Raw genomic sequence first — 24,562 nt, 5'->3', positions numbered from 1 at the left:
GCTGCCCACAGCGACCCTGCGACGTCTCCTCGTCACGGCCCCCACCCCCAACTCGATCACGCCGGCACCCGCCGGCTTCCGCCCCCGCGCCTCGTACGACGCGCATCCGCGGCTCGGGGTTGCGGTGTTCCGCGGGATTGCCCTTGCCGAAGGGGCACGGCATGAACACCTCGGCTCCACCGACGGCTGCGTCCCGTACCGCCTGCCCTCGGGACACTACGACCTGACAGCGCTCCCTCCCGCGTAGAGCGCCCTCGCCTGCTCCAGGTCCACCGTCCCGTCCTCACCGATGGGCAAGAAGTACTTCACCTGCCACGCCTGGGTGTTGCGAGCCTGGCGGCTCGTGGTGGTCACCCACGGCGGGTAGACGCGGAACGCCCGCTTTCCGCCGGAGCCGTTCCGGGAGACGATGTCGCGCTCGCGGAGCAGGTCCCGGGGGAACACGAAATGCCCGAACCGGTCGCCTTCGCGGCTGCTGACGACGAAGAGATCAACGCCGTCGTCAACATCGAACGGCCGGATCGGTCCCTCCGCGGACCTCTGCCACACGGTGACGAACTGACCGGCTTTCGTCGGCGTCGTCCTGGCCACGCGGAACCTGACCGAGAGGCCCTTCAGCGTGAACTGATGCGCCGCGTACTCCGCGCTCTCCGCCTCCGGCACGGGCTGTGAGCAGGAGAACCCACACGGGTCGTACACACGTTCCTTCGCCGCCAGCACATCGCTGTGCGCCGCCCACGGTTCGTCTGTTGCCGTTGCCTCGCCCGCTGCCATTGCCTTGTCCGTTGCCATTGCCTCATCCCTGACCGGAGTAGATCACGAGCGTCTGATCGGGCTGTTCGGCCAGGTGAAATGCCGTATAGGCGTAGTCGACCACCTCGCCGCCGGGGCTTCGCAGCCGTTTTCGTCCGCCGTGCCGGGCCTGTACGTCGTACCTCGGCCACCAGGCCCGCACTTCGGGGCTCCCCGTCTTCAACTCGTCGACGAGCCGGGTGTACTGCGGATCGCCCGAATGGCGTCCGGCCAGTGTGCGCAGCCGGGCGAGCAGGCCCTGCGCCTCCGGCTCCCAGTCGACCAGGACCTCCCGGGCCACGGGTTCGAGGAACACCCAGCGGGCGAAGTTCGCCGAACGGTGCGCCGCTGTGGTGAGGGTGGGGAACAGGCAGGGGAACAGTTCCTCGGCCGCCCGGTTGCGGCTGAGCACGTCGTAGGTGCCGCTGATGATGTACGCCGGGTGGGGCTGGAGCAGGTGGGGGACGGCTGCCACCTCCGCGGGCAGCGGCGTGGGTTCGTCGGCGTCGGCCGCGGGCGGGTGACCGGCCAGCCGGAAGAGGTGACCGCGCTCATGCCGGTCGAGTCGCAGCACCGAGGCGAGCGCGTCGAGCACCTGATCCGAGGCGCGGATGTCCCGACCCTGCTCAAGGTACGTGTACCAGGTGACGCTGATCCCGGCGAGCAGCGCGAGTTCTTCCCGGCGCAGCCCTGGCGTACGGCGCCGGCCTGTCTGCGGCAGACCGACCTCCTCGGGGGAGATGCGCTCTCTGCGGCTGCGCAGGAAGGCACCCAGCTCACGGCGTCGTTCGGGCTCTTTCGGCATGATGCATGGCACCCCTGGTTCCAGAATAAACACGTTCTGTATACCAGGCTCTTCCGATCGCAGACTGGCGTTCCGGGCGGGGGCGCGGCTCGTGCCCCCGGAACCGGAGAAGGAAGAGGAGGACATCGTGTCGGGAATCGACGGCAAGATCGACGGCAAGATCGTGGCGATCACGGGCGCCAGCAGCGGCATCGGCGAGGCGACCGCGCTTCTGCTGGCCGGACGGGGCGCGCGACTCGTCCTGGGCGCCCGCCGGTCCGAGCGCCTAGCGGACCTGGTGACCCGGATCGAGCAGGCGGGTGGCACGGCCGTGCAGACCCGCACCGACGTGGCCCGGCGGGACGACCTGCACGCCCTGGTCACGCTGGCCGTCGAGCGATTCGGTCGGCTCGACGTACTGATCAGCAACGCCGGGGCGGGCACGATCTCGCCCCTCGACGATCTGCGTGTCGACGAGTGGGACCACATGGTCGACGTCAACATCAAGGGGGTGCTGCACGGGATCGCCGCCGCGCTGCCGGTCTTCCGGGCGCAGGGCACCGGGCACTTCATCACCACCGCCTCCACTGCCGCGTTCCGCGTCATGCCGGCCATGGCGGTCTACGCCTGTACGAAGGTCGCGGTGCGGGCCGTGTACGAAGGGCTTCGCCAGGAAGCCGGGAACTCCCTGCGGGTGACCACCGTCTCGCCCGGCATGATCAGTACCGGGTTCGCCGAGGCGTCAACGAATCAGCGGGTCAGGGCGGAGATCACGGAGGCCCGGGACCGTATGGCGATCCCACCGGAGGCGATCGCGCAGGCCATCGCGTTCGCCGTCGAACAGCCCGCCACCGTCGACGTTAACGAGATCGTCGTACGGCCGACCGCTCAGAGTTGATGCGGGCTTGGCCGACGGTGGAGGCGCCGGGAAGCGGGCCGAGGTCGCCGGGGGCCTTGAGCCTTCCACCGCAACCTTTTCCAAGGTGTGCCCGGGGCTGGTATGAGTGGTGGCGGTAGATGGGAAGCCGGGTATCACGTGAGCCCGTACGTAAGCGGGTCTTCAGGGGGTGGGCCAGTGGCCGCAGGTTTACCGGCTGCAGCGGGACAGGGCGATGCGGACCGTCCGGATACGGGACCGGATCACCCTGACGGCGATACAGGGAATACAGGGAATACAGGCGATTCAGCGGACGCGGGGGATGCCGGCGGTCCGCGTCCGGACAACGACGACACCACACCGACCACGGCGCGCAGACGCCTCTCCGGGTGGCTGCGCACCGTTCCGGGACTGGCCGCGTCCACGGTCGTCACCACGCTGGCAGCGGCGGCTGGCACGGCGGTGGTTACCGGTGCGGTGCACCTGTGGCCCGGGTCCGCGTCGTCGAACGTCTCCCTGTCCGTCGAGACCGACCCGATGCGTCTCGACGCCGAAGGGGACATCCTCCAGCTCATACCCGCCGAGCGGTTCGACGGCAGTGCACCGCAGACCGGGTGTGGCGGCTTCTGGTCCTGGGGCCGAGCCCGGGGCGGAGTGGACGAGGACCGGACGAGGATGCAGTTGACGGTGACCAACAGTGGCTCGAACACGGTGCTGATCACCGGCATGCGGGCTGAGCTGGTCGCGCGCAAGCCCGTTGCCCCCGTCGTGGAGGCGGGGTGTCGCACCCAGGGTGAGGCGAAGGTGTACTCGGTGAACATCGACCTCGACAAACCGCAGCCGAACGGTGTCTACGACAACGGCGGCAAGAGTGTCCAGCCGGACTTCACCGTGGCGGCCGGCGATCTGGAGACATTTCTGGTCACGGCCCGCATCACACATGGCGCCGCCCAGTGGAAGCTGGCCGTCGATCTCGTCGAGGACGGTCATCAGCGCACCGTGGTCTTCGACGGCGACGGTGGCAAGCCGTTCAGCACCGTGACCCGTCCGACGGGTCTGACCAGTTGGGAACTGGATCCCGGCGGAGGGGGCTGGCGCAAGGCCACCGGCGGCAGCGCCGCCTCGGCGGGCCAAGAGGGCGGGACGTCATGACCGAGCGGGCACCCCGGCGTGTGCTGAGCACACGCGCGGTCGTCGGCGTCCTCGCGGCAGCCATGACGGTGGGAGTGCTGCTGGTCGTGGTCGTCCAGCGGGTCGGGCGGACGGACTCCCCCGGCTCTGCCGGACCGCCGCAACAGCAGGCGGCTCCCCGTCTCCACGGGCTGACGCGCGTCGTGGCCGGACAACGCGTCACCTCGATCGCGGCCGGCAACGGCAGCGTGGTCTACGGAACCGAGGCCGGCGGCGTCTTCGTCACATCGTCGGCTGCGACCCCACGACGGATCACAGGTCTGCCCGGACGCGTGGTGAAGCTCGCTTTCGACCCCACCGGACGATGGCTGGCGGCCGCCAGCGACCGCAGCGAACTCGCCGTCATGGACATGGCCCACCCGACCGCCCCGGTCGTCCGCCGCCCCTACCAGGCCGCCTCGCCCGTGCTGGGCCAATACGACCTCACCCTCAAGGCAGACCGGCTCGCCGTCGATTCCACCGGCAGCCATGTCGCCGCGCAGACGGACATGATCGGCATCTACGACATGCGCGACAGCCGTCCCCCGCGCTGGCTGGCCATGAGATACGAGTGTTCCGCTGCCGACGACATCGGCTTCGTCCGCGCCGAGTTCGTCGCCACGTTCGACTCCTGTGCCAATGTCTGGGACGCGTCGACGTGGCGCATGGAGCGGCAGGTCTTCTTCCCCGGCTCTGGCCATGCCTCGGTCGGTCCCGATCGCCTCGTCTACGGGACGTTTCGCCACGCCATGCTGCTGGACTACCGCGCGACCAGCCCGCTGCCGAGCGCCTCGGCCGTCCCCGGCCAGCCCCATCCGAGGCTCAGCGGCATCATCGCCGACAAGACCATCAGCACCCGACGCAGCCCGATCCAGCCGGTGGCCGACGACGGCCATGTCGTGACGGTCCTGCAAAGCGCACGCCTCGTCTTCTGGGAGCCCGCAACCCACCGCACGCTGACCACCGTGTCCCTGCCCTTTCCCGCCGTCTGCCCGTCGGTGCAGAAGATCAAGGGCCCCGCGCAGTTCACCACCTCCTTCTCCCCGGACCACAAGAGCTTGGTCATCACCGGCTACTGCCCACCGCCCGACGACCAGCCGAACTCCCAGAAGGACGAGGGGCGTTCCCTGAACGGGAGCTGGATGCTCGCCTACCCGACGACGGGAGACAACCGGTAGTCCGTCACGGTGCCGAGCGAACGGTGGCCGCGCCCGGACCATGTCGGGGGTACGTCACATCTTGGCGCCGAAGTCCTGCGTCCACCAGGGACCGCCCGTGCCCTTGTGCACTCCCACGCCGATGTCCTTGAAGGAGCAGTTGAGGATGTTCGCCCGGTGGCCGGGGCTGTTCATCCAGGAGTCCATGACGGCCGCGGCGGTCTGCTGGCCCTGGGCGATGTTCTCGCCGTAGGTGGACCAGTGGTAGCCGGCGGCGGTGATCCGCTGCCCGGGATCCGCGCCGTCGGGGTTGGTGTGGTCGAAGAAGTGGCGTGCGGCCATGTCGTCGGACTGGCCCTGAGCCGCCTTCTGCAGTTGCGGGTCCTCGGTGAGCGGGCCGCAGCCGGCGGCTGACCGTTGTTTGTTCACCAGCGCGACCACCTGGCCGGCGACGTCGTTCGGATCCGGCTGCGGCTGCGGTGTGCCGGCCGGGGCGGGAGCCCGGTGGGTGGGTTTCGGGGCCGCGGGTGTGTGTTTCCCTGCAGGGCTCGCCGACTTCGTGGCACGCGCCTTTTTCGGCTTCGACGGGGGCGGGGACGGCGACGCGGAAGGCGCGGATGCCGGCGTTCCGCTCTGGGCACTGGGCGTCGAGAGGTCCAGCACGGGGACGGCTGTGCTTCGCTCGGCGTTCGCGGCGTCGGTGCCGGTGCCGGAGTCGGTGCCGAAGTACCACAGGCCGCCTCCCGCCACACAGGCCGCGACGACGGCGCCCCCGACGGCCCGGCGACGCATGCGCCGCCGCCGACGGGACTGGCTGCGCGAGCCGGTCCGGCCCCGTATGCCACTCCGCCCGGCACCCGAGCCCGAGCCCGCGCCGCCCCCGGGGCTGCCGAGCACTGTGACCGCGCCGGCCGGCGCGAGCCTTCCCGAAGCGGAGGAGACCAGGGCGACCAGCGCGGGTGACGCCGCGATCAGCGCCAGACCGGCCAGCAGCCCTTCCGCCGGCATGAGGCCGCTCCACAACCCACTGCAGCGCGTGCAGCCACGCGCGTGCCTGGCTATTCGCTTGCGCCACAGCGCCGAGGGCCTGCCGTCCCAGGAAGCCAGCACGACCCGGAGTTCCTCGCACAGCGGCCTGGCGTCGAGCGCTCGTACCACCACGCGGGCCGCCTCCAGCTGCGCCTTCATCCGCTGGACCCGGACGGCCGCGTGCTGAGGCGAGAGGTCCAGAGCCATGGCGACCTCCGCCCGCGTGAGTTCGCCGGCGCACTCCAGCCACCACAGGGACAGCAATTCCCGGTCGTCGGGCTCCAGCCAGCGCGTCGCCCGCGCCGTCTCCAGGCGCTGCCCCGTGAGCTGCAGTCGGACGACCGTCAGATCGACGAAGTCCGCGCCCGGATCGGCCAGATCCTCGGCCTCCTCCACCGCGCCCGGGGCGGAGAGTCGATTCTGCCGGTGCTGTCGGACCTGGTTCATCGCGATGGCCACCAGCCAGGAGCGGAACCGCTCGGGGGTACGCAGTCCGTCCAGCCCGTCCAGGGCTCGCAACATGGTCTCCTGCACCACGTCGTCGACATCCACCGAGCCGTTCAGGGCCCGGCCCACGATGTTGTAGACCAGGGTGAGGTACGCGTTGACCAAGGCGTCCTGTGCCTGTGTGTCGCCCTCGCGGGCGGCTGTGACCAGCGCCGCCGTCTCCGTCGCGTCCTGCGTGCTCATACCCATGCTTCCTGTCCTCGAGACCGCACGATTGTGTCCGATACCTGGGAGACCCCTCGCCCCGCCTCGGATAACACTTCTTCTTCCGCAGGCAATCCGGGAGCGGCCCCGGGTGCGGCCCCGGGAGTGGCCCGGCCAGCGTCTCCGGGGGACACGCGCGACTCGTCGTGGCCCACCAGGAGGAGCACGTGCCGGCCCCGCCCCTGGCCCGCCGCACCCCCGCCCCTGCCCTCGGCTTTTCGCACTCTTCGCATCAGACGGAGCCGCATTCCAGCCAGGTAACGGATCGCCGGGAACCGGCCTTCCATAAGGCCCACGTGAGCCATCCTCAAAGGGAAAGCTATAGGTGACACGTTGGATGTGATCACCGTCTCCGTGTTCCCGGGAACCGAAGTCGGCCCGAGTCCATCCACAGGGCGTCAATACCCCTGCCATGGGTGGCCAGTTAGCGCAAGTGCGTTCCGAATGGTGAGATAAACTCGCCTTCGGATGCCCGCTCGTCACGGGCGTCCCGCTTCCTCATACCTTCAGCGACGAAAGCCCACGTCAGTGGACCCGCACCGTCGCACTCCGCCGGCTTTCCCATGCCGGTGGCCCACGCCTTCGAGCAGGAATTGATGCCCGTTCAACCAATTGCGGAACTCATACGTTTCGCCCGGCACAACTCACCTTTCTACCGCGAGCTTTACGCACACCTTCCCGATCACGTGACCCGTCTCACGGATCTCCCGGTGGTGCCCCAGGCCGATTTCTGGCGAGCCAACACGCCTCGCGACAATCGACTGCTGACCGCCCCTCTGAACGAAGCGGTCGTATTCCGCAGTGGCGGAACCACGGGCTCGCCGAAGTTCTCCTACTACACCCGCACCGAATGGCGTGAATTCACCGCCGCGTTCGGTGCCGGGCTCGTCGGTGCCGGGCTGCGGCCCGGTCACCGGGTGGCGGATCTCTTCTACGCCGGCGACCTGTACGCGAGCTTCAGCTTCGTCCTCGACTCCCTGCACCGCTCCCCCGTGGCCAATGTCCGCCTGCCCATCGGCGGCGCGACTCCCTGGGAATCCACCGCGGCCACCTTGGAGGAGTTCCGGGTCCAGGTCGTCGCGGGCACACCGACCACGCTGTGCTCGCTCGCCGAACGCCTGACCGGCGCGGGCCGCACCCTGCCGGACGTGGAGCTGCTCTTCTTCGGCGGCGAATGTCTCTTCGGAGACCAACTCCCGTTGCTCCGGGCGGCGTTCCCCCATGCCGAGCCACGCTCGCTCGGATACGCGAGCGTCGACGCGGGGCTCCTCGGCGAGGCCGTACCCGGCGGGGATCCGCGCCTGCACCGCGCGTTCACACCGCACACGGTGGTCGAGATCCTCCATGACGAGTCCGACGAGTCCGACGAACCCCACCAGCCCGGCACGTCCGATGAACCGCACCAGCCCGGCACGTCCGACGAGCCCGTCACCGGCAACGGCGTGCCGGGGCGGCTGGTCGTCACCGATCTCCGCAGGCGGCTCATGCCCGTGCTGCGCTATCCGGCGGGCGACCGGGCCGAGTGGGTGGACCGGGACGCGGGTGTCTTCCGCATCCTCGGGCGCGCCGAGGAGGGCGTGCGGGTCGGCCCCGTATCCCTCCACACCGAGGACGTCCATGCCGTCGTCACGGCCGCCGACACCCACGGCGAGGTGACCGGTCTACAGCTCGTGGTACGACGGCGGGAGGGCCGGGACGGTCTGGTGCTGCGGCTCGCGATCGCCGATCCCCGGCAGGCGCCGTCCGCGTTGACGGAGTCCGTCACGGCCTCGGTCCTCGCCGCGCGGCCCTTCTACGCGACCGCGACCGCGTCCGGGCATGTGAACCCGCTCGCCGTCGAATGGGTGCGCCACCAGGATCTCGCGGTCAACTCCCGCTCGGGCAAGCTGATCCGGGTCGTCGACGAACGGCCGCACTCGTGAGCCTGACCTCTCAGCGCGCGCGGCGTCTGCCGCTCGTCCTGCGCAATCCGTCCTTCGGCCGGGTCTGGGCCGGTCAGCTGCTGACCCAGGCGGCGAGCCGCATGTTCCAGGTCGGCGCGGTCTGGTGGCTCGTCGGGTTCGCGGGCGGTGAGCACCGCGGGCTCGACTCGGGGCTGTTCCTCATGGTGAGCACCGTGCCCGCGGTCGCGCTCGCCCCGCTGATCGCCCGCGTCATCGCCCGGTACGCTCCGCGCACGGTGCTGGCGGCCGCGGCGTTCGTGGCGGGCGCCGTGGCGGTGACAGCGGCCGTCCTGGCCTGCGCCGGGGCCCTGCCCCTGGCCGTCGTCTACGCGGTGGGGCTGGTACTGGCCGGCTGTCAGGCGGTCTTCGACCCCTGTCTGACCACCTCGGTGCCGGACCTCGTCGAGGACGCCGACATCGAGTCGGCCACCGGCTTCGAACTGTCCACCCAGTCCGTCGCCGGCCTGTGCGGCGGCCTGCTCGGCCCCCTGGTGGTGGACGCGGGGAAGCTGACCGGCGTCACCACCGTCTGCGGCGCCGCGTATCTGCTCGCGGCCCTGCTGGTCGGCTCCACCCGTTTCCCGCGCCGTACGGCCGGACACGGCCCGGCATCCGAGCGGCGCACGCTCCGCCAGGTACTGGCCGGTCTGCCGTTCATCCGCCGGGTGCTGGTCTGCTTCGCCGCCGCCAATGTCTTCACGACCGCCGTCTACGTCGTGATGCCGCTGTACACCCGGGAGGTGCTGCACGCGACGGGCTCCACCGTCGCCTCGCTGGAGACGGCTCTCGGTGCGGGCGCTCTGCTGGGCTCGTTCACGGGCGGCCGCCTGCCCGGCCGTCCCGTCACGGTCGGCAGCGCGTGTCTGACCCTGATGGCCGCGGCCCTCGGTCTGCCGGGCCTGTTCGCCGGGCATATGGCGGCCCTCGCGTCGATGGCGGTGGCCGGCTGGTGTGTCGGCGTGATCGGCGTGCGGTTCGTCGCGTTGTTCCAGCGGCTGGTGCCCGCCGACGACAAGCCGGGCTTCTTCGCGGTCATGCAGGCGGTGCTGGGCGCCACGTTCCCCGTGTCCTCGCTGGTGTTCGGCGCGCTGGGCGACCATCTGACGGCCACGACGCTGTGCCTGGCGCAGGGCGCGGGACTCGTGCCGGTCGCGCTGGCGCTGTGGTGGCTCGGCGGCCGAGCGAACGCCACCGGGCAGCCCGGCCAGGACGCGCCGGCGCCGGTGCCCGCGGGTGAGGCCTCGTGACCGCCGTCCTCTCCCCCGCGACCGTCCAGGACATCGCCGAGCTGCGGCAGTTGTACTTCGAGGTGTACGGGCACGGCTATCCGGTGCCGCTCGGCAGCGAACCGGCGGTCATGCGCCGGCTGATCACCGACGGCACCGCGCACTGGCTCACCGCCCGCACCGACGCCGGCGACCTCGTCGGCTCCGCGGTCGTCGTGACCGAACCCGGCGGCCGTATCGGCAAACTGGTCGGCCTCGCCGTGCACCCCGGCCATCGTGGCGGCGGTCTGGCCTCCCGGCTGACCGGGGCGGTCTGCGACGAGGCCTTCGCCTCGGGTCTGCTGGACTCGGTGTACGCCACCGTGCGCCTGGTCACCGAAGGTCCGCAGCAGGTCGTCGTACGCAATGGATTCCGGCCGCTCGGCCTGCTGCCGAACGCCGTCGAGGTCGAGGGCTGCGAGACGCTCGCGCTGTTCGCCCGCTATGCCGACGGTGTGCTGGAGCGCCGCGAACCCGTGGCGAGCGTGCCCGAGCGGCTGTCGGCGCTGCTGTCCGCCGCTTCCCACGGCGTCGGCATCGACTACACCCGCACGCGGCCCGCCCCCTGCCACGGCGCGGGGGCCGCCGCCGGCGCCGAACCGATCGAGCTGATCGCGGCCCCTGCCTTCGTGCGGCGCCGTTTCCTGGAGCTGTTCCCCGCGGCCGACGACCGTTTCTTCCCGCTGCACACGCCGAACGCGGTCCTGGTGGCCGCCGACGGCCGCTTCGAGGCGTACGCCGACCTCGATCCCGTGGCGGGCAGTTGCGCGCTGGTCGCGGTCCATCCCCGCCCGGCCGCGGTGGCGGGAAGCCTGGAGGCGCTGATCGCGTCGGTCACCCGGGCCGGCGCCGACTATGTCGAGGCACTGCTGCCGCTGGCCGACACCGAGGCCTTGGAGGTCTTCCTCGCCTCGGGGTTCGTACCGAGCGCGGTCTACCCCGCGATGCGCCGTATCGGCGACCGGCTCCACGACTATGTCGTGCTCTCCCGCACCGGCCGGCAGATCGACTTCCGTACGACCGCGGTCAGCCCGCTGCTCCAGCCGTATCTCAGCGCCTACCTGAGTGCCTGGACCACCACCTATCTGCCCCTTCACGAGGTGTCCCGATGAAACCCCATCTCGCTCCCGTCGAGGTTCCCGACCCGGCGGCGCTCGGCCAGGTGCAGCGCCTGTGCGACCTGGCCGAGCCGTACGCCGACGGCCCCGGCACCGACGCGCTGTTCGCCGCGGCCATGGCGGAGGCCAACGCCTGGCACGCCCGCCGCTCCCCCTTGTTCGCGGCCCTGCTCCAGGAACCGGCCGGGACACCCGCTCCCACGGTGGGCGACGGAGTGCGCACCCCACTGGTGCCGGCCGCCTTCTTCAAGCGTCATGAGGTGCTGTCGATCCCGCGCGACGAGGTGTTCCTGCATCTGACCTCCTCGGGCACCACGGGCCAGAAGTCACAGATGTTCTTCGACGAGTGGACCATCCGCTCGGCGCAGCGCATGGTGGCCCGGATCTTCGACCACTACGGCTGGATCACCCCCGAACAGCCGGTGAACTACCTGCTGTACAGCTACGAGCCGGCGCCGGCGCTGAAACTGGGCACGTCGTTCACGGACAACTACCTGTGCGACTTCGCCCCGGCCCGGCACACCACGCACGCCCTGCGGCACACCGGCAGCGGCCACGAGTTCGACGTGCACGGCTGCATCGCGGCCCTCCACCGCTACGCCGAGGACGACGTACCGGTCCGTATCCTGGGCTTTCCCGCGTTCCTGTACTTCACCCTGGAGCGGATGCGGGCGATGGGGCTGCCGCCGCTGCGGCTGCCCGAGGGCTCGCTGGTGGTGCTCGGCGGCGGCTGGAAGGGGCACGCGGACCGGCAGATCGGCAAGGACGTCTTCTACGCCGAGGTCACCGACCGACTCGGGATTCCCGCCGAGCGGGTCCGCGACACATTCGGTTCCGTCGAGCACTGCGTGCCGTACATCGAGTGCGCCCAGCACCGGCTGCATGTGCCGGTGTGGTCCCGAGCGGCCGTCCGTGACACCGGGACGCTGCGTCCCCTGCCGTACGGCGAAAAGGGCTTCCTGCATCTGGTCAGCCCCTACATCACCTCGGTGCCCGCGCAGAGCGTGCTGATGGGCGACCTCGCGTCGCTGCATCCCGGCGAGGAGTGTCCCTGTCCGCTGTCCACCGACTGGTTCACCGTGCACGGCCGGGCCGGAGTGAGCCGTAACCGCAGCTGCGCGGTCGCCGCCGCCGAACTGATGAAGGGAATGTCGTGAACACCTCCGTACTCCACCTCTGGCAGGGCGAGTTCGTCGACGACGCCGAGGCCGGCCGACGGCTCGCCGCTCTCCCCGAGCTGGCCGGGCGGGTCCTGACACATCCCCTGCCCACCGATGTGGTGCTCGGCGCCTGTGCCGCGGTCAGCCGTGACCTGGCCGATCCCGCCTCCACGCTGCACGGCCGGCTGGCCGGGCAGCTGCCCACGGACGAGGCCAGGGCCGTACTCGCCGAGCTGGCGGCCGCGCTCACCCGGGAGGCGCTGGAGCGCAAGCTGCGGCGCGAGCTGGGCGGTCTGCGCCCGGAGCGGCTGACCCTGCCGGACGCCCGCGAGACGGTGTACGAGGCCTGGGCGCCCGTCGGCCTGCTGGTGCACATCGCGCCGGGCAACGCGGCGGGCGTGGCTCCGCTGAGCGTCGTCGAGGGACTGCTGGCCGGCAATGTGAACGTGCTGAAGACCAGCAGCTCCGACTCGGCTCTCGCCCTCGACGTGCTCGCCGCGCTCGGTGCGGCCGACCCGTCCGGGCTGATCGCCGGGCGGATCGTCGCCCTGCGCTTCTCCTCCGCGCGCCGTGAGTGGCTGGAAGCCGTCTGCGGGCCGGCGGACGCGATCGCGGTGTGGGGCGGCGAGGACGCGGTGCGCGCGGCGGGCGAACTGGCCTCGCCCGGCTGCCGGTTGGTCGAATGGGGCCACCGGATCTCCTTCGCCTATCTGACCCGGCAGGCGGCGGCCGAGGACAGCGTGCTCGACGCACTCGCCGAGGACGTCTGCCGCCACGAACAGCAGGCGTGTTCCAGCCCCCAGGTGGTGTATCTCGACACCGACGGGACCGACGGCACCGAGGAACTCTTCGCGTTCGCCGGCCGGTTCGCCGAACGGCTGGCGAAGGTGTCCGACGAGCACGAGGCGCCTGTGCCGGGCCCCGCCGAGCAGGCGGAGATCAGCACGGTGCAGCAGCTCGCCCGGCTCGAACAACACCTGGGCCTCACCCGTGTGTTCGCCGCCGAGGACGGCTCCTGGCGGGTCCTGGCCGACACCCGCCCGGCGCTGGACGCCTCCCCGCTGCACCGCAGTGTCTGGGTCAAGCCGCTCCCCCGGCACGCCATCACCGCCACGTTGCGGCCCATGCGCCGCTATCTGCAGACCGCCGCGATCGGCGGCGACCGCGCGGACGTGGCCGCGCTGTCCCGAGCCATGTTCGCCGCGGGCGTCACCCGCGTCACCCCGGTCGGCTCCATGCTGGACAGCTACGAGGGCGAACCTCACGACGGCGTCTACGCGTTGCAGCGCTACAGCCGCAGGGTGAGCGTACGCGCCACAGACAGGGACTTCCGTACGGTGCCCTGCCTGGACGACCTGGTGGCACCGCCGGTGCTGCCTCCCGCACCGGACGCGCCGCTGCTCGGCAAGGAGGGCGTGCAGCGCGCGCTCGCCACCATGGATCCACGGCACGCACACCTCTACTTCCGCAGCGGAGGTTCCACGGGCGCGCCCGCGCTGTCGGTGTTCACCTGCGACGACTACGACAACCAGATGCGCGCCGCGGCGGACGGACTGCTCGCCGCCGGCTTCGACCCGGCACGTGACCGGGCGGCCAACCTCTTCTACAGCGGTGGCATGTACGGAAGCTTCATCAGCTTCTTCTCCATCCTGGAGCGGCTGAACGCGACCCAGTTCCCGATCGCCGCGGGCCCCGACCACGCCATGGTCGCCGAGGCACTGATCGCCCACCGGGCCGACACCGTCTTCGGGATGCCGTCCTACCTGTGGCAGCTCCTCCACGCCGAGGCCGACCGGCTGCGCGCCTACGGCGGGATCCGCAAGGTGTTCTACGGCGGCGAGCACTTCACCGCCGAACAACGCCGGGTGCTCACCGACGACTTCGGGGTGGAGGTCATCCGCTCCGCGGCCTACGGCAGCACCGACCTCGGCCCCCTCGGCTACCAGTGCGCGTCCTCCGCCGGCTCGGTCCACCATGTGCTGACCGACCTGCACACACTGGAGATCCTGGATCCGCGGGCGGACCGGCCGGTGGCCCCGGGGGAACCGGGACGGCTGGTGTTCACCTCCCGCGCCCGGACCGGTCAGCGCCTGGAGCGCTACGAGATCGGTGATCTGGGACGCGCGGTGGAGGGCACCTGTGCGTGCGGCAGCACGGTGCCTCGGCTGGAACTGCTCGGACGCTACGGCGATGTGGTGCGCGTGGGCACGTACTTCCTCAACTACCGGCGGATCGTAAGGGTGTTGGAGGAGCGGCTCGCCTATCTCGGCGAGGTGCAGCTGTCGGTGGCACCCGGCGCCGACCGGGAGGAGCTGACGGTCCGGCTCGACGAGCAGTACGCCCCCGACGCCGACCTCACACGTGACGCGATCCTCACCGAGGTGCCGGAGGTGGCTTCAGCGGTGGCGGAGGGCTTGCTCTCCCTCGCCGTGCGGAGCATACGGCGGGAGGCCTTCGAGCGCACCCCGACCAGCGGCAAGCTTCGTACGGTCGTCGATCTGCGCTGAGACGGTGTGGGCGGCCGTTTCGGCCACCGGACCGCGCCCGGCCGCGGTCCGGTGGCGGACGGCCGCCCCTCGGCAGACGATCAGACGACGAGCGCCACCAACCCCACCACCACGAACGCGATACCGGCCAGCAGAGCGGGCCGAACAGCAGGATCGTCACGGCACCGAACACCAGCCATCCCATCGCACGGCGACCGACCTCGGCGGTCTCGGGGTCCGCGGGGTCGTACGTGATACCGAAGCGGACGTCAGTACCGCACGTCGCCGCGGTACGGCGCTGGCATGGGCTGTGGAATGCCCGTGCGAGATACCGGCACCGCTCGGGGGTGGACCGGCTGCTGTGCTCCTCGGCCCCTGGAAAATGACTCGATGGCGTGCCGCAGCCCTGGCACAGTGGCGCACCATGGACGACTCCGAGTTCGTGACCGCTGCGGATGTGCGGCTCATGCAGGGCTTGGCTCAGCGGGTCACCGCCGCCCGTCCCGACCTGGTGAACAGCGATGCGTCGTACGGAGAGCTGGCCTGGAACTGGGGCAAGGGGCACGCAAGCGTCGGCCGGAGCTGGCCTCGTCGGATGTGGTTCTCCGGTGCCGACCTGGTCGCGTGGGGCTGGGCCTGTCTGCCGCACCGGGTGAGGCGGAACGACGGGTCGGTGAAGGACGTCACCGGCGCCTATCTGGCCTACCAGGTTCATCCCGAACACAGCGAGCTGGTGGACGAGGTGATCGACTGGTACGACGGTGTGACGATCGGCATCGAGCGCACGGTACTGCCGGGAATGGCCGACTCATGCGCGCTGAAGCGCTGGGCGGCGCACGGCTATGAGACCGATCCGGCCTCGCTCGGCGACGCCGGCTCCTGGACCCAGCTCAATGAGCGGGACCTCGATGACCTGGAACGGCCGGTGCTGCCGGACGGCTTCCGCTTCCGCACCGCCGACGAGGCCGGGCCACAGGCCGCGGTCCAGGCCCATGTGGACGCCTGGGCCCCGACCACGTATACGGCCGAGGCCTACGAGGACGTCCGGCGGACACCGCCGTACCGCGGCGACCTGCACGTCCTGGTGGAGGCTCCGGACGGCACGATGGCCGCATCGACGATCATGTGGCTGGACGAGGCGAACAGGACCGCCGAGTTCGAGCCGGTCGGCACGCATCCGGACCACCGGCGGCTCGGGCTGGGCAGGGCGATGCTGCTGCACGGGATGCACCTGGCGCGGCAGGCCGGGGCCGATCACATGACGGTCGCCTGTCTGGGTGCGCCAGGGCATCCCGCGGCGCGCGGGCTGTACTACAGCGTCGGCTTCCGGAAGTTCACCCGGGACGTGCCGCTCGTCAAGGCCGGCGGGAGGGCGGGGTCTCGATCATGAGGGCGATGCCGTCGAGGAGCGGCTTGAGGCCGAACTCGAACAACGCGTCCAGGTCGAGGTCGTAGCCGTCCTTGCAGGTGCTGGTGACCCTGGTGAAGACGGGGTAGCGGGTCGCCGTGGTGAGCGCGGCGAAGGCGGGGGCCTGGTGGTCCATCCACTGGTCCTCGGACAGGCCGGTGGCGGCCTCGGCCTGAGCCTCCCGCTCCAGGTGTACGGCGATGCCGTGAATGTAGCTGTAGAGCAGGACGTGCAGGTCGAGCATGGTCTCGGGGTCGAGGCCATGGCCGTCGAGGGCGGCGAGCGCCCACTCCGCGTGCGTCATCAGTTCCGGAAGCATCAAGGGCCGGGTGAGGGAGCCGACCTGGGCGAGCCAGGGATGTCTGCGGTAGATCCGCCACAGCGTGCGCGCGGCGAGTTCCAGGCGGGCCCGCCATCCCTGCGGCGGCTCGTCCGGATAGGTCTCCTCACCGAACGCGGCGTCCGCCATCAACAGCACCAGGTCGTCCTTGCTGTTGACGTACCGGTAGGGGGACATGGCGGCGACGCCGAGCCTGGCGGCGACGCTCCGCATCGACACCGCGCCGAGTCCTTCGACGTCCGCGAGGTCCGTCGCGGCACGGACGATCCGCTCGCGGGTCAGTTCGTGATCGGAGAGGGCCGTGGACGCGGCACGGTGCCGGGCCGGGGCGCGCTGCTGCGCCACCGGCGCGGGCTCCCGGGCCGCCACCACGGTGCCGACCCGCGGTCGGGCCTCGACCAGCCCTTCCAGGCGCAGCACGGTGAGGGCCTTCGTGGCCGTGGCGAGCGCGACGCCCCACTCACGGGCGATCTGACGGGTCGACGGCACCCGCTCACCCGGGGCGAGCGTGCCCTCGGCGATACGCCGGGCGATCTCGTCGGCGATGCGCCGGAACGGCGGACCGGACTGCGAGGCCATGCTGTGGACCCCCCTGAACTCTTTCTGAGCTTTTTCCCGATCTTTTTCGGGCTCATCGAATCTGTACTAGTTCAGAGGCTACCAGCAGTCGAGCCCGAAAGGGTTCCTGAACTGGGCTCCTGTCCTAGACCAGATGGAGAGAAAGGGGAGTTGGCGGTGCTGCGCATACGCCGTACATTCAGACGCGTACGGCGTATTTCCAAGGAGTTCACATGAAGTCTGTGCTCATATCCGGTGCCGGTGTCGCCGGGTCCGCGCTCGCCCATTGGCTGCACCGTGACGGCATCGCCGTGACGCTCGTGGATCACGCACCGGGCCCTCGGCCCGGCGGTCAGGCGGTGGACATCCGTGGCGTCGCGCTCGATGCCGTCGAGCGGATGGGACTGCTGGAGCAGGCCCGAGCCCATCGCACCCGGATGCGCGGTATGTCGGTGCTGGACGGCGACGGCAAGGAGATCCACCGCTCCACCGAGATGACGTTCAGCAGTGGCCGGCTGGAGAACGACGACATCGAGCTGCTGCGTGAGGATCTCGTCCGCCTCCTGCACCAACGGGCCGGTGCCGGCACCGAGTTCATGTTCGCCGACCGCATCACCGCGCTCGACCAGGACGAGGACGGGGTGCGGGTCGCCTTCGAGCACGGCCGCCCCCGGACCTTCGACCTGGTCGTGGGGGCCGACGGTCTGCACTCGGCCGTGCGACGGCTGAGCTTCGGGCCCGAGGAGCGGTTCACCCGCCATCTGGGCACGCATCTGGCGATCTTCAGCTCGGACAACTTCCTGGCCCTGGACGACTGGCAACTGTGGCTCAGGGACGGCGAGGCCGGCTACGGCGTCTACCCGGTGCGCGACAACTCCGAGTTGAGGATCTCATTCGGCTTCGCGGCCGGGCCCTTGCCCGCCGGCCATCGTGGCGTCGAGCAGGACAGGCGGTTCGTCGCCGACCGGATGGCGATGCTGCGCTGGGAGACCCCGCGGCTGCTGAAAGCCCTGCGGGAAGCGGACGACTTCTACTTCGACGCGATGACCCAGGTCCGCATGGACCACTGGTGGAACGGCAGGACCGTGCTGCTCGGCGACGCGGGCTACTGCGCCTCTCCGCTGTCGGGTCAGGGGACCAGCCTCGCTCTCGTGGGAGCCTACGTCCTGGCCGACGCCCTGCGCCGGGCGGGAGCCGACCACCGCGCGGCCTTCGCCCGCTACGAGAAGCGCATGCGCCCGTTCGTCGAGCTCAACCAGGCACTGGCCACCGAGAACCCGGACGGACCACCCTGCGAGGAGTCCGTCGAGCGGGCCAAGAACGCGATCGCGCTCGACGAGTGACGTCCCCGTCCCGGGCCCTGACCGTCGCGCGAGCGCCGTACCCGGCGTGTTTTGTCATGCCGGGCGGCGATCGCACGCGGCAGGATGGCGGAGAAGCACGTACAACACCATGCTCACTCTCCCGGGACAGGTACGGCACAGTGAAAGACAAGGCTCAGCAGGCGTCTCCCGCCATGCATCCCGCGGTACGGGAGACCTACGGTCCGGCTGATCTGAGCGCGGAGCCGCTCTTCGCCGGGGGCTTCATCAACTTCGGGTACTGGCAGGCCATCGCCCTGGATCAACCGCTCGGCGAGGCTGAGCGGATCCGCAGTCAGGAGGATCTCTACCGGCGCGTCCTGGACGCGGCGGACGTGCCCGCGAAGTCGCAGATCCTCGAAGTGGGCTGCGGTCTGGGGAGGGGATGCGCGCTGGCCCTGCGGGAGTACGGACCCGCCACGGTCACCGGGATGGACATCCATCCCGACCAGGTGCGGCGGGCGCGCGCCGCGCACGCCGAGACGATCCGGCGGGAACCCGGGCTGCTGCGCTTCGTCCAGGGGGCCGCGGAGCGCATGCCGTTCGACCACCCCGGCTTCGACGCGGTCATCAGCGTCGAGGCCGCTCAGCACTTCACCGATCTCGGCGCCTTCGCGGCCGAGACCTCGCGGGTGCTGCGCCCCGGCGGCCGGTTGGCCCTCGCCGGCTTCTTCACCGTCGACGACGCACCCGGCCGGCCCGGGGAACTCGCCCGCCTGCTCGACACGTTCGCAAGCGGCCTGGACATCGCCCGGCCCGTGAGCGCGCTCACCGACGCGCTCACGGCCGCCGGACTCACAACCGTGCGCGCCGCATCCATCGGCGCGCACGTCTGGCCCGGGTGGGATCTGTGGCTCAGCCGGTGGTGGGACGCCGGAACCTGGCCGCGGAACTTCCTCCACGCCTACGAGCAGCACATCCTCGACTACTATCTGATCACGGCCGAACGACCCCGACAGCGCGGATAGTCCAGCCCCGCCCTGGGTGGCGAAGTGGGGTTCGATCGGCTTGCCGGGGCGGAGGGGGAACAGATGGCGCGGGGGGACGACCCGCCGGCGGGGTGGGACGTGGAAGAGCGTCATATGTGGGAGGCGTACCGGCGCGGCGACTGGTGCGAGGCCGTGTCGGAGGTGCGCGGTGAGGCCATACGCAGGCTGCTGCTGTCCGCGCCTCCCCCACGACCCGGTCGGCTGGCCCGGCTCCGGCTGCGCGGTGTGCGCATCCGGGGGCCGCTGGACCTGGCCGAGGCCGCCGTGGCGAGCGCCGTACGGCTGCACGGGTGCCACTTCGATGCGGCGCCGCGGCTGGAGGGCGGGCAGTTCGAGGCCCTGGAACTCGACGAGTGCCATCTGCCCGGTCTGCACACGCACAGTGCCCGCATCACCCAGGAGTTCAAGGTCACCCGGTGCACCGTGAACGGCACACTGGACCTGCGCTCCCTCAGCGTCGGTACCCATCTCTCCCTGGACGGCACCACGGTGCGTCCCGCTCCGGGCGAAGCCGGTGTCGCCGCCCAGTCCGTCGCCGTCGACGAGTCCCTCTGGGCGACGGGCCTGGACTGCGCCGGTGCCTTCCATCTGAACAACGCCCGGGTGCAGGACGCGCTCGTGCTCCGGGGAGCGGCGATCAGCACCCCCGAGGGACATCTGCAGATGCCGGAGATCACGGTCGGTGGCGGCTTGTATCTGGGACACGGCTTCTCCTGCGCCGGAACGGTCAACCTCTGCGGGGCCTCGATCGGGGCGTCGGTGGAGTTGCTCGACGCCACCCTCGCCGGACCGGGCACGGACGCGGGTCAGTACGCGCTCCATCTGGGCTCCGCACAGGTCGGCGGCGACATCCAGGCCGAGCGGGGACTCGTCGTCCAGGGACCCGTCACGCTCGACGACACATCGATACGCGGCAGTGTCGTGCTGAGGGGCGCCCGCCTCGACTTTCCCGCCGGTACGGCGCTCACGGCAGGCCGCACCCGCATCGGCGGCGATCTCGACTGCCGGGACGGGATGACCGCGCACGGCACCGTCGACCTGTGCGACGCCCGGATCGGTGGCTCGGTCCGCTTCCAGAGCGCCGAACTCACCGCCCCGGACAGCGGCAGGGTCGCCCTGAAGGCCAACGGGATCGACGTCGGCGGCGTGGTGCACCTCAGCGAGGGCTTCACCGCCCATGGCAGGATCAGCCTCAGCAGCGCCACCATCCGCAGCAGTCTGTCCTTCACCGGCGCGCTCCTGGACACGCCCGCCACCGAGCGGGCCCTCAGCTGCCGGGGTACGACGGCGGCCGTCCTGACTCTTCGGCCCCGTACGGCGCCCCTGGGCACCGTCGATCTCAGCCGCACCAAGGTGGAGCTGCTGCAGGACGACCCCACGACCTGGCCGGCCGCCCTCATGATGGAGGGCATCGTCTATGACACCATCCGTCCCGCTCTGCCCGCCGCGGAACGCCTCCCGTGGCTCGGGCGGGACCCGGACGGATTCACACCTCAGCCGTACGAGCAACTGGCGACCGTCTATCAGCAGCACGGCCGGGACGCCGACGCGCGGACCGTCCTGGTCGCCAAGCAGCGCACCATGCGGTCGACGCTGGGCCCGCCCGCTCGCGTATGGAGCTTCCTGCAGGACGCGACCGTCGGCTACGGGTATCGCCCGCTGCGGGCCGTATGGCTGCTGATCTGCCTCCTCGCCATCGGTTCCGCGCTCTTCCACGCATGGCCGCCCTCGCCTGTGGGCGACGGTCCGTACCCTCGCTTCCAGCCGGTCATCTACACCCTCGATCTGCTCCTGCCGCTGGTCGACCTCGGCCAGGAGCGGGCGTACGAACCGTCAGGAGGCATGCAGTGGGTGGCGATCCTCCTCATCGGAACCGGCTGGCTGCTGGCGACCACCGTCGCGGCCGGGGCCGGCCGCGTGCTGCGCAGGACCTGAGCCGCGGAGCACCGTGTCTGCGTGGGCGGCGGCCGTCGGTCAGCGCGGTGTGCTCTCCTGCGCCGCCTGGGCGAGGCCGGGTTGCAGGCGGCGGGCGACGTCGATGTGGTCACCGGTCCAGATGATGCGGACGGCGGTGGCCGTGGCCCGGCCCCGGCCGTCGACGAGGTCCGAGCGGACGGAGTCCACGAGCCGGGCCGCGGACTCGGGTTGGAGCCGGAGGGGGTCGGGGACGGGTGCGTCGCGGCCGAGGCTCGCGGCGAGCCCGCGGTACCACTCCGTGACCTGGGAGGCGGCGCCGAGGACGGCGCGGTGGGCCTCGGTCCGGCCGGCCGTCTGCTGCACCGGGCCGCAGTCCCGCCACAGGGAGACGACGGCGTCGGCGGCCAGCCGCAGGGCGGCCACCCCGGTGACGAGCGTCGTCATGTCGGCCAGGGTCGCCGGCTTGGCGCCGCGTTCGGCCAGGTAGGTCCGGAAGGCGTCGTCCAGCCGGCGGGCGGCGGCCGCTGCCTGCCGGTTCGGCTGCACCGGTTCGCTGACCGGCACCGCCGCGGTGCAACGGCCGAGGGCGTAGTCCACGGCGTCGGCGAGATAGCGGGCGCTGTCGTCGTACGCCTCGGCGAGTGCCTCGTGTACGGCGGCCGTGGCGCCGCGGGGCCAGAAGAACAGTGCGACGAGGATGCTGACCGCGCAGCCGAGGGCGATGTCCTGGACGCGGAGCAGGACGATGTGCCAGTCGGGGTTCTGGCCGATGTTGAACAGCACGACGAGGGTGACGGTGAAGGCGGCCTGCCCCGCGGTGAAGGAGATGACGGCGGGGGCGATGCCGGCCACCAGGACGGCGACGGGGAGCAGGAACCACAGGACGGTGCCGTGGTGGCCGATCAGCTGGAGCAGCCCGGCACCGATGACGGAGCCCAGCACCGTGCCGAGGACGGCGCGCAGCGCGTTCTGGCCCGTGTTCAGCGCGTTGGAGCGCAGTACCGACAGGGTGCCGAGCAGCACCCAGAACGAGTGCTGCACTCCGGTCAGGTCCGCCAGCAGCACGGCGACACCGAGTCCGACGGCTCCGCGCAGGCTGTTGCGCAGCCACACCGAGCGGAGCCCGAGGTGTGCCGCGGCCCGTTCGCGTGCCGAGGTCAGCGGCTCGGTGAGCGTGACGGGTGCGCGGCCGAGAAGCCGGTCGTGCCAGTGCCGTTGCCATGCCGTGGCGGCCAGTTCCACGTTGCCGGCGATCTGCAGGACGGCGAACCCCAGTTCCTGCGCGCGGAAGGAGAGGTCCAGCGTGGCGATGAATCCGTAGGTCTCCGCCGCGCTGCCGTCGGCCGGACGGCCTGCGGGCAGGCGCACGGTCGAGCTCTTCTCCATCCCTTTCATGGTTGCCCGGAGTTCCTTCATGGCGGACCGCAGCGGGCCGACGTCCCGGTTCATGTCCGTGAGGAGATCGGCGGCGCGGTCGAGGATGCCTGCGGCGGCGAGGCGTGCCGTGCGTGCGGCCGGATCGCAGGGCGGCGGCTCGTCGGTGTAGGCCGGCTCGTCCGCCAGGATCGTGCTCAGCCAGGTCAGCTCGTCCACCAGGCGGACCACGGCGCGTGAGGTCGTGGACAGGCCGGTGGGGCGGTACGGGGTGGTGTCGAAGGCGCGCCGCAGGTCCGCGCTCGCGTCGGCGGTACGGCCGGCCGCCGCCCGGCGCTGCTCGGGATCGGCCGCGGAGCCCTGTCCGCCCAGGCCGGAGGCGTCCGCGCGCAGGTGTGCCGCGGTGGCGCGGCAGACCCGGGCCGCCGGCGCGCTGAGCGGATCGGCGACGGGGCGCGGCCACAGCAGGCAGACAGCGGGAAGGGCCGCCGCTGCCGCCAGCCCGGCGCCCGCGAGGCGCTCGGGCAGCTGTGACAGCGGCACGGGTGTCGTGACCGGCAGGACGAACCCCAGCAGGAGCGCGGTCGCGCTGCCCGCCAGGACCGAGCTCACGACGCCCGAGAAGAGCACCGCGAAGCCGGCCAGCAGCGTCGTGACGACGGCGAGCCAGGTCACCGGCGCCACCAGCGTCCCGAGGCAGATCAGCATCGCCCAGGCCACCGCGAGCCCCGCCTGCGCGCGCAGCCGCTCCACCATCGGACCGCTGAAATCGACCAGCAGCAGCATCGAGAACGATCCGAACGCGGCGAAACCCGCCATCGTCGACGAGTGGAACACCTCGCTGCACAGCGCGAACAGGGCGGGCATCACCAGCGCCGTCCGCCCGGCCCGCCGCGTGGCCGCCAGATCCGGATCGCGCTCGCGCAGCCACGTCGCCGGGCGGGACGGGGACCGTGTCCTCTCCCGGCTCCGCACAGTCATGCACGCCTCCCGCCGCAGCGGCTACGGCCGGCCACGATGCACCGGGCCACATCACCCATATGCGGCCACCGCACGGGCCCGCGCAACCGCAACCCGGGCGGGAGTCCGTCGTAGGCAGCCGGGGGTGGGCAGTCGTAGGCATGGGACATAGCAGCCCCGGGGTCGCCGCCGTGCGGGAGTGGGCGTGCGGGCGACCAAAGTTGCGGCATGGTCGACTTTCGGCTTCCCGGCCCGTCGGAGCGACGGACTTTCGGTGGTGAGGTCCCGCCGAGCGGCCGATGGCCCGGGGGAATCCGCGCAGGCGAGGATCGTATGCATGAGGAAGGTGTTGGAGGCAGTCGGGTTCGTCGCTCTGGTGCAGGGGGTGCTGGGTCTGCTGCAGGAGTTCACCCACTGGCATGTGGGTCTCGTGCGGCGGGTGTCGTTCCTCCATGGCTACGAAGCCGTGGTGAGCTTCCTCCTGATCGTCCTGGCCTGCGCGCTCTTCGCCGCCGCCGAGACGCGCGGGAAATGACGCCGACCGCTTCCCCCGAGTCCGGTGACCGGTCGAATACGCTACGTATGTGATCAGAGCGTGGAAGGGGTCCGGGACCTCGATGCGGCCGGGCCGCGTGGGGCTCTTCCTGGGCCTCGTCCTTCTGGTCACGGCCCACCTCACCGGTGCCGTCCACGCCGCCTCCTTCGCCGGATCGCATCTGACCGTCGAGGTCACCGCCAGGGCTCAGCTGCCCGCCGACGCCGGCCACGAGGACGAACCGGCTCCCGCGCATCAGCACCGGGCCGGAGACCATATCGATCACGCGGCCGACCGTCCCAGGACCGCGGCCGACGAGACGGTCACGGAGCCCGGCCATACCGATCCGGCTGACGGTCCGTCCGGACCGGCCGGTGTCATCCCCTTGCCCGGCGTCCGGTGCAGGCCGTCGGCCACGCCCGTCTCCACCGGCGACGCCCCGGGCACCCTTGCGCTCCATTGCGTCTGGCGTCTTTAGGCACCGCCCGCACGCCCTCACCCCGACCTCGGTCCACGGCGGGGGCGTGCCCGCGCGCCCAGACCCAAGACCCATGCCCCCAGACGACCGCATCGCGCCACGCCACGCCACGCCATGCCGTGCCATGCCGTGCCATGCCGTGCAGCGCGC

Annotated in this window: 19 protein-coding genes; 14 read left to right on the top strand and 5 right to left on the bottom strand. The window is 71.2% G+C overall.

What is annotated here, in order from left to right; all coding sequences use genetic code 11:
* Positions 1–216: 216 nt before the first annotated feature.
* Positions 217–792 carry a MepB family protein gene (locus tag IE277_RS38005; RefSeq protein WP_308433453.1) on the bottom strand — a complete coding sequence of 192 codons (576 nt, stop codon included), beginning with the start codon at positions 790–792 and terminating at the stop codon, positions 217–219.
* Positions 793–796: 4 nt separating this feature from the next.
* The gene (locus IE277_RS38000; protein ID WP_189958306.1) at positions 797–1,597 is read right to left on the bottom strand and encodes a helix-turn-helix transcriptional regulator; all 801 of its coding nucleotides are present in this window, start codon (positions 1,595–1,597) and stop codon (positions 797–799) included.
* 136 nt (positions 1,598–1,733) lie between these two features.
* Between IE277_RS38000 and IE277_RS37995 the strand changes: the two genes are divergently transcribed.
* From IE277_RS37995 to IE277_RS37985, 3 genes are all read left to right on the top strand, one after another.
* Positions 1,734–2,474, top strand: a complete 741-nt coding sequence (locus tag IE277_RS37995) for an SDR family oxidoreductase (RefSeq protein ID WP_229882270.1) — start codon at positions 1,734–1,736, stop codon at positions 2,472–2,474.
* 456 nt (positions 2,475–2,930) lie between these two features.
* Positions 2,931–3,605: a hypothetical protein gene (locus IE277_RS37990; protein WP_189958305.1), complete on the top strand. Its 675-nt coding sequence runs from the start codon at positions 2,931–2,933 to the stop codon at positions 3,603–3,605.
* Positions 3,602–4,801, top strand: a complete 1,200-nt coding sequence (locus tag IE277_RS37985) for a hypothetical protein (protein ID WP_189958304.1) — start codon at positions 3,602–3,604, stop codon at positions 4,799–4,801. The genes IE277_RS37990 and IE277_RS37985 overlap by 4 nt, the downstream gene beginning before the upstream one ends.
* 54 nt (positions 4,802–4,855) lie before the next feature.
* On the opposite strand, the gene IE277_RS37980 is transcribed toward IE277_RS37985, so the two are convergent.
* A complete protein-coding gene (locus tag IE277_RS37980; RefSeq protein WP_189958303.1) occupies positions 4,856–6,499 on the bottom strand; it encodes a sigma-70 family RNA polymerase sigma factor in 1,644 nt (547 codons plus the stop codon).
* 617 nt (positions 6,500–7,116) lie between these two features.
* Between IE277_RS37980 and IE277_RS37975 the strand changes: the two genes are divergently transcribed.
* The 6 genes from IE277_RS37975 to IE277_RS37950 all read left to right on the top strand — a co-directional run bounded on the left by IE277_RS37975 (position 7,117) and on the right by IE277_RS37950 (position 15,882).
* Positions 7,117–8,442: a phenylacetate--CoA ligase family protein gene (locus IE277_RS37975; RefSeq protein WP_189958302.1), complete on the top strand. Its 1,326-nt coding sequence runs from the start codon at positions 7,117–7,119 to the stop codon at positions 8,440–8,442.
* Positions 8,439–9,710 (top strand): MFS transporter, encoded by a 1,272-nt coding sequence (locus tag IE277_RS37970; protein ID WP_229882261.1) that lies wholly within the window; start codon positions 8,439–8,441, stop codon positions 9,708–9,710. Before IE277_RS37975 ends, IE277_RS37970 begins: the two co-directional genes overlap by 4 nt.
* Positions 9,707–10,840, top strand: a complete 1,134-nt coding sequence (locus IE277_RS37965) for a GNAT family N-acetyltransferase (RefSeq protein WP_189958300.1) — start codon at positions 9,707–9,709, stop codon at positions 10,838–10,840. The genes IE277_RS37970 and IE277_RS37965 overlap by 4 nt, the downstream gene beginning before the upstream one ends.
* Positions 10,837–12,003, top strand: a complete 1,167-nt coding sequence (locus IE277_RS37960; protein ID WP_189958299.1) for a LuxE/PaaK family acyltransferase — start codon at positions 10,837–10,839, stop codon at positions 12,001–12,003. Before IE277_RS37965 ends, IE277_RS37960 begins: the two co-directional genes overlap by 4 nt.
* Positions 12,000–14,513: an acyl-CoA reductase gene (locus IE277_RS37955; protein WP_189958298.1), complete on the top strand. Its 2,514-nt coding sequence runs from the start codon at positions 12,000–12,002 to the stop codon at positions 14,511–14,513. The genes IE277_RS37960 and IE277_RS37955 overlap by 4 nt, the downstream gene beginning before the upstream one ends.
* 403 nt (positions 14,514–14,916) lie before the next feature.
* Positions 14,917–15,882, top strand: a complete 966-nt coding sequence (locus IE277_RS37950; protein WP_189958297.1) for a GNAT family N-acetyltransferase — start codon at positions 14,917–14,919, stop codon at positions 15,880–15,882.
* Here IE277_RS37950 and IE277_RS37945 read toward each other — a convergent pair.
* Positions 15,848–16,819 carry a TetR/AcrR family transcriptional regulator C-terminal domain-containing protein gene (locus IE277_RS37945; RefSeq protein ID WP_189958296.1) on the bottom strand — a complete coding sequence of 324 codons (972 nt, stop codon included), beginning with the start codon at positions 16,817–16,819 and terminating at the stop codon, positions 15,848–15,850. The two genes, IE277_RS37950 and IE277_RS37945, sit on opposite strands and share 35 nt — an antisense overlap.
* A gap of 212 nt (positions 16,820–17,031) precedes the next feature.
* Here IE277_RS37945 and IE277_RS37940 point away from each other — a divergent pair, with 212 nt between their 5' ends.
* The 3 genes from IE277_RS37940 (at position 17,032) to IE277_RS37930 (ending at position 21,083) form a co-directional block, all read left to right on the top strand.
* Positions 17,032–18,141, top strand: coding sequence for an FAD-dependent monooxygenase (locus IE277_RS37940; protein WP_189958295.1), 1,110 nt, complete (start codon positions 17,032–17,034; stop codon positions 18,139–18,141).
* 140 nt (positions 18,142–18,281) lie between these two features.
* Positions 18,282–19,127, top strand: coding sequence for a class I SAM-dependent methyltransferase (locus IE277_RS37935; RefSeq protein ID WP_308433452.1), 846 nt, complete (start codon positions 18,282–18,284; stop codon positions 19,125–19,127).
* A gap of 63 nt (positions 19,128–19,190) precedes the next feature.
* The gene (locus tag IE277_RS37930; protein ID WP_189958294.1) at positions 19,191–21,083 is read left to right on the top strand and encodes a hypothetical protein; all 1,893 of its coding nucleotides are present in this window, start codon (positions 19,191–19,193) and stop codon (positions 21,081–21,083) included.
* Between the two features lie 39 nt (positions 21,084–21,122).
* On the opposite strand, the gene IE277_RS49325 is transcribed toward IE277_RS37930, so the two are convergent.
* Positions 21,123–23,420, bottom strand: a complete 2,298-nt coding sequence (locus tag IE277_RS49325; RefSeq protein ID WP_189958293.1) for an FUSC family protein — start codon at positions 23,418–23,420, stop codon at positions 21,123–21,125.
* A gap of 316 nt (positions 23,421–23,736) precedes the next feature.
* Here IE277_RS49325 and IE277_RS37920 point away from each other — a divergent pair, with 316 nt between their 5' ends.
* On the top strand, positions 23,737–23,934 hold the full coding sequence (locus IE277_RS37920; RefSeq protein WP_189958292.1) for a hypothetical protein: 198 nt from the start codon (positions 23,737–23,739) through the stop codon (positions 23,932–23,934).
* Positions 23,935–23,983: 49 nt separating this feature from the next.
* Positions 23,984–24,412, top strand: coding sequence for a hypothetical protein (locus IE277_RS37915; RefSeq protein ID WP_189958291.1), 429 nt, complete (start codon positions 23,984–23,986; stop codon positions 24,410–24,412).
* The last annotated feature ends 150 nt before the right edge of the window (positions 24,413–24,562 follow it).

It is taken from the genome of Streptomyces alanosinicus (assembly GCF_014650595.1).
In the GTDB taxonomy this organism is placed as follows: domain Bacteria; phylum Actinomycetota; class Actinomycetes; order Streptomycetales; family Streptomycetaceae; genus Streptomyces; species Streptomyces alanosinicus.
The sequence above is the reverse complement of the archived record's forward strand: the minus strand, read 5'-3'. Positions and strand labels throughout refer to the sequence as shown.

Excerpts from the sequence above, each read along its gene's own strand:
- IE277_RS38005 (WP_308433453.1), bottom strand. The coding sequence starts at position 792 with ATGGCAACGGACAAGGCAATGGCAGCGGGCGAGGCAACGGCAACAGAC.
- IE277_RS38000 (WP_189958306.1), bottom strand. The coding sequence starts at position 1,597 with ATGCCGAAAGAGCCCGAACGACGCCGTGAGCTGGGTGCCTTCCTGCGC.
- IE277_RS37985 (WP_189958304.1), top strand. The coding sequence starts at position 3,602 with ATGACCGAGCGGGCACCCCGGCGTGTGCTGAGCACACGCGCGGTCGTC.
- IE277_RS37980 (WP_189958303.1), bottom strand. The coding sequence starts at position 6,499 with ATGAGCACGCAGGACGCGACGGAGACGGCGGCGCTGGTCACAGCCGCC.
- IE277_RS37975 (WP_189958302.1), top strand. The coding sequence starts at position 7,117 with ATGCCCGTTCAACCAATTGCGGAACTCATACGTTTCGCCCGGCACAAC.
- IE277_RS37960 (WP_189958299.1), top strand. The coding sequence starts at position 10,837 with ATGAAACCCCATCTCGCTCCCGTCGAGGTTCCCGACCCGGCGGCGCTC.
- IE277_RS37950 (WP_189958297.1), top strand. The coding sequence starts at position 14,917 with ATGGACGACTCCGAGTTCGTGACCGCTGCGGATGTGCGGCTCATGCAG.
- IE277_RS37945 (WP_189958296.1), bottom strand. The coding sequence starts at position 16,819 with ATGGCCTCGCAGTCCGGTCCGCCGTTCCGGCGCATCGCCGACGAGATC.
- IE277_RS37940 (WP_189958295.1), top strand. The coding sequence starts at position 17,032 with ATGAAGTCTGTGCTCATATCCGGTGCCGGTGTCGCCGGGTCCGCGCTC.
- IE277_RS37930 (WP_189958294.1), top strand. The coding sequence starts at position 19,191 with ATGGCGCGGGGGGACGACCCGCCGGCGGGGTGGGACGTGGAAGAGCGT.
- IE277_RS49325 (WP_189958293.1), bottom strand. The coding sequence starts at position 23,420 with ATGACTGTGCGGAGCCGGGAGAGGACACGGTCCCCGTCCCGCCCGGCG.
- IE277_RS37920 (WP_189958292.1), top strand. The coding sequence starts at position 23,737 with ATGAGGAAGGTGTTGGAGGCAGTCGGGTTCGTCGCTCTGGTGCAGGGG.